General features: G+C 39.7%; 2 rRNA genes. Both read left to right on the top strand.

The features are described 5' to 3' along the window. Nucleotides 1–84: ribosomal RNA gene (locus DW963_RS13155) — 16S ribosomal RNA — on the top strand; the annotation flags it as partial. 80 nt (nt 85–164) lie between these two features. Beyond that, a 5S ribosomal RNA gene (rrf, locus tag DW963_RS13150) occupies nt 165–282 on the top strand. The last annotated feature ends 272 nt before the right edge of the window (nt 283–554 follow it).

The following is a 554-nucleotide window of genomic DNA, read 5'->3' as shown; positions in this document are numbered from 1 at the left end:
GAGCCGCCGAAGGCAGGTTTGATAACTGGGGTGAAGTCGTAACAAGGTAGCCGTATCGGAAGGTGCGGCTGGATCACCTCCTTTCTAAGGAAGAAAAAGTAAAGGTTGTTTTTCTATTGAGTCATCAAGGATGACTGCTGTGACAGAGTCACAGATATGAAGCTTCTGGTGGCGATACGCTTAGGGGAAACACCCGTACACATCTCGAACACGATGGTTAAGCCTTAAGCGGCCGAAGATACTATGCTGGAGACGGTATGGAAAAATAGGTGGCTGCCAGATTTAATTAAAAAGCTTTAGCGGGTTTTAATTAAAAAATCACTAGAAAGCGAAAGCTTTCCGGTGTTCATATATAAAAGCTTGATTAGCGATGAGATAGCAGGAAAAATTCCTACTACCTGATGACTAGTCAAACTAGTCAGAGTGTGAGAATACTCACATGATAATTGTTCTTTGAAAACTGCATATTAAAATATCTTATAAAACATTGTTTTAAATAATGTTTAGACATCCGAGGTGCGACATATACTTAAAGTAAATGTCAAACCAAGAAA

This window comes from Eubacterium sp. AM46-8, from assembly GCF_003466705.1.
GTDB lineage: Bacteria > Bacillota > Clostridia > Lachnospirales > Lachnospiraceae > Lachnospira.
This window is presented reverse-complemented; position numbering and strand designations above follow the sequence as displayed.